This window comes from Candidatus Villigracilis sp., assembly GCF_057083605.1.
In genome coordinates this window covers 64,925-71,802 of sequence record NZ_JBXMTI010000080.1, presented here as the reverse complement: position 1 = coordinate 71,802, position 6,878 = coordinate 64,925, and the positions used below count along the sequence as shown (strand labels likewise).

Here is a 6,878-nt window from a genome sequence, read left to right as displayed (position 1 = left end):
CAGCCTGGATATAAAATATCCGCTTGCTGACCGTCATCGCGCCAAAGATTCCCGCGATAATGACACAGCTCAAGAAGAATATCTTCACCGCATCACCTGCGAAGATGCCCCAGATCAAGCCGGCGGCTAGAAAGCCGTTATACAGTCCCTGATTCATGGCTAGGGTCTTTGATTGTTTAGCAAATTCCGCCGTTAGGTTAAAAGATTTCATTCCGCGAGGCTTGTCCCATAGGAACATTTCGAGATAGAGAAAGTAAAAGTGCAGGAGGGCGACCAGACCAATAAGAATATTTGCGATCAGTTCCATGTTTTCTCCTTTGGGTAGGTCACGCTTTCAGCGTGACGTCGCGTTGAAAACGCGACCTACAGAGTATAGCAGACAACGAAAACAGAACATAAATTCTGTTATACTGCCTGCTTATATGTCATGCTGAGCCGTTCTTTGGCGAAGCATCTCCAACTTTACAAGCGAGACCCTTCGGTTGCAACGAACGCTCTCTCAGAGTGACACACAAAAGGTGATAACCATGGCAAAAACACACACACGATATGTATGTCAGGAATGCGGGCGCGCGGCGGCCTCTTATATGGGCAAATGTCCGCAATGTGGATCGTTCAATAGCATGGTGGAGGAAATTGTCCACGAGGAGCCGATTGCGAAGGGAGCGGGAAATGTGCGGGGGCTGACAGGCCGCTCGGAGCCGCGTCCCATTTCCGAGGTCGGGGGTGAAGCGGAAGATCGAGTCCATCTGCCGATCGGTGAGTTTGCACGAGTCCTCGGCGGCGGCATCGTGCTGGGTTCCATCGTCCTCATTGGCGGTGACCCTGGCATTGGCAAATCCACGTTGATGCTGCAAATGGCGATGGAGATGGCGAAGAGCCAGCGCGTGTTGTATGTTTCGGGCGAGGAATCGGAACGGCAGATCAAGATGCGCGCGATGCGTTTGGTTAACGGCGTAGGGACACAGCGCGACGAACGTTCGACAAAATCTCCGAAAGACTCCGCTGTGTCCCTACCCCTACCGCAAAATCTTTTGCTGGTGACTGAGACGAATCTCGAAGTGATCCTGAATCACGTGCGCGATTCAAAACCTGACCTGCTAATTGTTGACTCGATCCAGACCGTTTATCTATCTGACCTGGATTCCTCGGCGGGATCGGTCTCGCAGGTGCGCGAGTGTGCATCTCAATTGCGAGAGCTGGCCAAGTCCTCCGGGATTTCCGTGTTCATGATCGGCCATGTGACCAAGGATGGCGCCATCGCCGGTCCGCGTGTGCTTGAGCATATTGTGGATACAGTTTTGTATTTGGAAGGTGACCGCTTTCAGGCATATCGTTTGCTGCGCTCTGTGAAGAATCGTTTTGGCGCGACTGCTGAAGTGGGCGTGTTCGAAATGCGTGAAGGCGGACTGGTTGAAGTGACGAATCCCTCCGAAGCATTTCTGGCGGAGAGGATGATCAATGCAGCGGGCTCTACCATTGCAGTGACAATGGAAGGGACGCGTCCCATCCTGGTTGAAATTCAAGGTCTGACATCCCCCACTCAATTTGGAAATGCGCGTCGAACTCCCAACGGCGTGGACTTCAATCGTTTGTTGTTGATTACAGCGGTGCTCACCCGCCGTGTTGGGTTGAAACTTGCCGAGCACGATGTCTTCGTGAATGTGGTGGGCGGCATTCAAATTGACGAACCCGCTGCGGACTTGGCTATCGCGGCAGCGATTGCATCTTCGTGGAAGGATGTACCCGTCCGCGCGGAGGCTGTGTTGATCGGTGAGATCGGTTTGGCAGGTGAGCTGCGAATGCCCGGTCAAATGGTGGCGCGCTTACGCGAAGCGCAAAAGTTGGGATTCAAAACTGCCATCGTCCCCAAGGCCATTCGTAAAGGCGAGGAATATCCCAAGGGCATCGAGATCATCGAAGTCCGCTCGCTGGACCAGGCTTTGGACGCGGCATTGAAGAAGGGGAAGTAAGAAGTGAAAAGTGAATGGTGAATAGTGGATAGGAGGTGATATGCAAAGAGAAATTTCTACATATTTGGCAGAACTAAAAGACAGAGTAAAAGGAAGAATATCGAATTTATTAACTGATAAGGTTGCCACCGAGATAGCTCGCGCTTCCCTCGAAGGCTATTTTGATAACACAAAATCATCAGCCTTCCATATCTATTATTCAGATACGATTTCTAATAAGGAACTATTCTTATCCGACCCCAATTACTTTTGGAGATTTAAGCAGCAATATTCATTGCAGGGTATTGACAGTAGTTATCTCAAGTTTCTCGAAGACAATAAGCCAGAAATCCTTGAACTGATTGAAAGTGGTCAATTGGCTACCATCTATTTCAAGTTTTTTGCAAATGCGCAAATCAAACATGGTGAAGAGATCAAACAAAAGAGTCTCGGGTCATTCTTTGCAAAGCTAGTACATACGTTGGCGCCAGGTGATTTTTGTGCTCTTGATAATCCGATAAAAGACTATTTTGGGCTTAAAAAAGAAAGTTTCTATATTGCTTTTGTTGTTATAAGTCAGGCTTACAAAGAATGGTCAACGGATAATGATCACATCATGAGTAATATCAGAATGGAGATTGAAAACTTTGCAAAGACCAAAGCTATCAGAGCCGACATGACCGATCTGAAACTCTTGGATTTAATCTTTTGGCGTCAGGCAAATCCAAAGTAACCTCTGCAACCACTTTCCACTTTCCAACGTATACCTCTTCAGGCAAAATTACCTGAGGAGGTATTTCAATGTTACGAAGACTTATAATTTTTATCGCGGTTCTCGCGTTAGCCAGCATGGCGTGTGGATTCAATGTTGACCTGCCGAAAAGAGCGGAGCCGGGCCCGGAAGTTGTGGATGATATCCAAATAGATTATCCCGATGCGGATGAAGTTAGTTTGAAACTGTCATTCGGCGCAGGGCAAATGAAACTATTGCCCGGCGAAGGTCAGCTTGTGGATGGGACAGCCACCTACAATTACGAGGAATTCAAACCAGAAATCGTGACTGAAGATGGTGATGTTCATGTCAAAATGGGTGATACCCAAATTAATTTCCTCCCCAACTTTGACGACCTCAAAAACGAATGGGATTTCAAACTCGGTGACCAGCCCATGAACTTGAGCATCGAATCAGGCGCGTATGATGGAAATTTTGAGCTTGGCGGACTCGCCCTCACAAGCCTGACCATTCAAGATGGCGCGGCGGATGTCAATCTCTCATTCTCCGAACCTAATCAAACCGAGATGTCTGTATTCAGTTATTCCACTGGCGCATCTGATGTCAAGATGGAAGGTCTTGCCAACGCCAATTTCAGCATCTTTGATTTTTCGTCCGGTGCAGGCGATTACACCCTCGATTTCTCCGGTGACCTGCAAAGAGACGCCTCGATCAAAGTTGAAACGGGGTTCAGCAACCTCATCATCACCGTGCCCGAGGGCGTGCATGCAGTTGTCACCGTGGAAAGCGGCGCATCGAATGTCAGCGCAGGCTCAGGCTGGGGTCAGAACGGAAACGTCTATAAACAAAAAGGCGAAGGTCCTACACTTACCTTTGTCGTCGAAATGGGAGCGGGAAATCTGACTCTCACAAAATAACCCAACACTACTACATCACACTTTACGCATCACGTATTACGTAATACGTGATGCGTAATTTTCTCCCTTATAATTCAGAGTAAAAGGTCATAATTCACCTGTGACCTCTATCACTTGCCTTGAAACGAATTGCACAATAAAATCGTGATTGTTGGTAAGTTTTACCTATTAAGTGAGGTTCGCATGCAGATTACCCGTCAAGCAGATTATGCCGTTCGCGCTGTCCTTCATCTTGCCCGAGGTGGCGATCAGCGCACAGCCACGAGTACGATAGCGGAGGAACAACGCATTCCGCCATCCTTCCTCGCCAAGATCGTTTCGCAGTTGTCTATTGCTGGGCTTCTGCATACTTCGCGCGGAGCACGCGGCGGAGTCACCCTGGCCCGCGATCCCAAAGAGATCACACTTTTGGAAGTGATCGAAGCCATCGATGGCCCCATTCAACTCAATGAATGCGTTGGCGATACAGGCGCATGTGCCTTTGACGATGACTGCCCATTGCGCCCGGTCTGGTGTGATGCGCAGGAGGAATTGGTTAATAGACTCAAAGGCACGAACTTTGCCGATATGATGGCAAAGGGACGAGTCGCCGCGTAAAATGTTCAAACGTTATAAAGCCTCTCGGCTATAATTGCCGGGAGGCTTTTCCCCTTTAAAACGGGGCATCTCATTTTCAAAGAAGGATGAAAACCATGAACACTAGACGTGCATTATTCGCTGCGCTGATACTTCTCACAACTGCCCTGGCATGTGCTGTGCCTGGGATACAAAGCGCTTCAACTCCCGCGCCGACAGAGGATACACGGCTGGACATCATGGTCGCTGAGACCGTTTCCGCTGCCATCGAAATGACGTCTCTCGCTGTACCGACAGTTACACCTACCTCGCTGCCTCCAACGATGACGCCTACTCCAGTGATTTCATCATCAGGCAGCAGCCTCACACTACAACCTGATGGCTCAACTCTTTTTGTAGATGAAGGTGGAGGATATGAAATTAATATCCCCGCAGGTTGGCTGGCTGTCCGCATCAATGAGGAGGAATATTACGATGCCTTTACCCTCCCGCAAGCCGCCGACTCTCATATTCAAACATCGCTGACAAGTATTCGAGATCAGGACCCAGATACATTCCGTTTGCTGGTTTTGGATATTCAGGAGGGCCATATCAAAAATGAAGTTGTCACCAATATGAACTTTATCTGGGATCAACAGACCGTTATTTCATTTGATACGGATGAAGATCTACAGGAACTCTCGAATGAACTATCCTCAGGTATCGATGGGCTGACCGTCTCATCTGTGGAAATCGTTGTCCCCCCCAGCGGTGCACCCTATGGAGTCATCAAATCGGAGATAGGAGGCGCTAATGCTTCCGGTGCCCAGATCACCCTGTACCAGGAAATGCGATTCTTCAGCCTCAAAACTGGGATGTTGGTGATCACCTTTACAACAGAAAGTGGATTTATTGAAACCACACTACCCGTGTTTGATGCCATGCTTGGAACTCTTGTCGTTGATACTGAATAGTTGTGAATCCCTGAGCGGAGCGACACTATGCAAATGAGCGAATCCAATAACCAAAAGGAAATGCAAACCATGTCCGCACCTCGCGTTGTCCGTGCCCCGCACGGCACACAATTGACCTGCAAGAATTGGCTGAGCGAAGCCGCCTATCGCATGATCCAAAACAATCTTGACCCTGAAGTTGCCGAGAGACCCGAAGACCTCGTCGTCTACGGCGGACGTGGCAAAGCGGCCCGCAATTGGGAATCATTTGATGCCATTCTCGAATCGCTTAAGAATCTTGAAGAGGATGAAACTCTCCTGGTGCAATCTGGTAAGCCAGTTGTGGTTTTCAAAAGCCATAAGGATGCACCCAAAGTCTTAATTGCAAATTCAAACATCGTTCCGCATTGGGCTACCTGGGAAAAATTCGATGAGCTCGATAAAAAAGGACTCATCATGTACGGTCAGATGACCGCGGGCTCGTGGATCTACATCGGCACGCAAGGCATTTTGCAGGGCACATATGAAACCTTTGGTGCATTAGCGAAGTTGAAAGGCTGGGGTTCTCTCAAAGGTAAATTCGTTCTCACCGCAGGCTTAGGCGGAATGGGCGGCGCACAACCTCTATCCATCACCATGAACGAAGGTGTTGGGTTAATAGTTGAAGTAGACCCCGAACGCGCCGAACGCCGCCGCGCCATTGGCTACGTGGATATGGTGGTGGATAACCTCGAAGGAGCCATGACCCTAGTGGAAGAAAATGTAAAAAGCAAAACTCCGCGCTCCATTGGCCTGATCGGCAATGCCGCAGATGTATATTCCGAGCTTGCCGCGCGCGGCGTCATTCCTGATGTGGTCACCGACCAGACATCGGCGCATGAAGCCTTGTTCTATGTGCCGTCTGGTTTGTCGGTCACTGCTGCAAATGAATTGCGAGGCAACAACCCTGAAAAATATAAGCAGATGGCCATGGACTCCATGTCTACGCATGTGAAGGCCATGCTCGCATTCCAACGCGCCGGCGCGGAAGTATTTGATTACGGCAACAATCTTCGTCAGCAGGCGTATAACAATGGCGTGAGCGATGCCTTTGAATTCCCAGGCTTCGTGCCTGCTTATATTCGTCCGCTGTTTTGTGAGGGCAAGGGGCCATTCCGTTGGGTGGCTCTCTCCGGTGATAAGGAAGATATTTACACAACCGACAAAGCCATTATGGAGCTCTTCCCCGAAGATGCGCATTTACACCGCTGGTTGAAGATGGCGCGCGAGAAAGTTCCATTTCAAGGGTTGCCATCACGCATCTGCTGGCTAGGGTATGGTGAACGAGCAAAAGCGGGATTAATGTTTAACGATCTCGTCGCCAGCGGAAAAGTAAAAGCACCCATCGTGATAGGCCGCGATCATTTGGATTCTGGTTCTGTGGCTTCGCCTAATCGTGAGACCGAAGCCATGAAAGACGGCTCGGATGCCATTTCTGATTGGGCGATCCTCAATGCCATGATCAACGCAGTCGGCGGCGCGACCTGGGTATCTTTTCATCATGGCGGCGGCGTGGGCATGGGGTATAGTCAACATGCTGGGCAGGTCATCGTGGCAGATGGCACGCCGGAAGCCGCTGTCAGATTGGCAAGAGTCCTTACAACAGATCCAGGCATGGGCGTGGTCAGACACGCTGATGCAGGTTATGAAATCGCGATTGAAGCGGCGAAACGTCACGGGTTGAAAATGCCCATGTTGGAGAAATCATCCTGAAACGCAATTTTGTTTT

At 49.6% G+C, this 6,878-nt stretch carries 7 protein-coding genes; 6 read left to right on the top strand and 1 reads right to left on the bottom strand.

What is annotated here, in order from left to right:
• Nucleotides 1-307 (bottom strand): DUF1304 domain-containing protein (locus tag AC14M5_RS12635; protein WP_484030027.1); only part of this gene is annotated, 307 nt, incomplete at its 3' end.
• Nucleotides 308-527: 220 nt separating this feature from the next.
• On the opposite strand from AC14M5_RS12635, the gene radA reads away from it, so the two are divergent.
• The 6 genes from radA to hutU all read left to right on the top strand — a co-directional run bounded on the left by radA (nt 528) and on the right by hutU (nt 6,862).
• Nucleotides 528-1,973: a DNA repair protein RadA gene (radA, locus tag AC14M5_RS12630; protein ID WP_484030026.1), complete on the top strand. Its 1,446-nt coding sequence runs from the start codon at nt 528-530 to the stop codon at nt 1,971-1,973.
• Between the two features lie 40 nt (nt 1,974-2,013).
• The gene (locus AC14M5_RS12625; RefSeq protein WP_484030025.1) at nt 2,014-2,685 is read left to right on the top strand and encodes a hypothetical protein; all 672 of its coding nucleotides are present in this window, start codon (nt 2,014-2,016) and stop codon (nt 2,683-2,685) included.
• A gap of 68 nt (nt 2,686-2,753) precedes the next feature.
• Nucleotides 2,754-3,602, top strand: coding sequence for a toast rack family protein (locus AC14M5_RS12620; RefSeq protein WP_484030024.1), 849 nt, complete (start codon nt 2,754-2,756; stop codon nt 3,600-3,602).
• A 183-nt stretch (nt 3,603-3,785) separates the two neighbouring features.
• Entirely contained in the window at nt 3,786-4,199 is a 414-nt protein-coding gene (locus AC14M5_RS12615; RefSeq protein ID WP_484030023.1) for an RrF2 family transcriptional regulator, read from the top strand.
• A 95-nt stretch (nt 4,200-4,294) separates the two neighbouring features.
• Nucleotides 4,295-5,131: a hypothetical protein gene (locus AC14M5_RS12610; RefSeq protein ID WP_484030022.1), complete on the top strand. Its 837-nt coding sequence runs from the start codon at nt 4,295-4,297 to the stop codon at nt 5,129-5,131.
• A 69-nt stretch (nt 5,132-5,200) separates the two neighbouring features.
• Nucleotides 5,201-6,862: a urocanate hydratase gene (gene hutU, locus AC14M5_RS12605; protein WP_484030029.1), complete on the top strand. Its 1,662-nt coding sequence runs from the start codon at nt 5,201-5,203 to the stop codon at nt 6,860-6,862.
• Nucleotides 6,863-6,878: the final 16 nt, after the last annotated feature.